Source organism: Micromonospora sp. DT233 (assembly GCF_049841815.1).
Lineage (GTDB): Bacteria > Actinomycetota > Actinomycetes > Mycobacteriales > Micromonosporaceae > Micromonospora.
The window spans coordinates 1-221 of record NZ_JBNCLB010000059.1 but is presented as its reverse complement, the minus strand read 5'-3'; the positions used below and the strand labels follow the sequence as shown (position 1 = coordinate 221).

The 221-nt window shown below is 79.6% G+C and carries 1 protein-coding gene; it reads right to left on the bottom strand.

Annotation, left to right across the window (positions count from 1 at the left end):
- Nucleotides 1-221: hypothetical protein (locus ACLQ2V_RS28190; RefSeq protein WP_425721753.1), on the bottom strand; the 221-nt coding region annotated here is incomplete at both ends.

The following is a 221-nucleotide window of genomic DNA, read 5'->3' as shown; positions in this document are numbered from 1 at the left end:
GGGACGCGGGCGGCGCCCCGGGCGGCCGGCGCGGGCTGCTGGCCCCAGGCCGCCGGCGACTGCTCCGCCTGGCCGGCGAACGCGGTCTGCTCGGCGGAGGTCGCGCCGGCCGGGCGGTCGGAATCGTCACCCGACTGGCCGGCATCGTCGGGCTGGCCGTCGTTGGCGTTCCAGCCGGCGGAGCGGTGGGGGTCGTCGTGCTGCTGGTCGGTGGCGTTCCA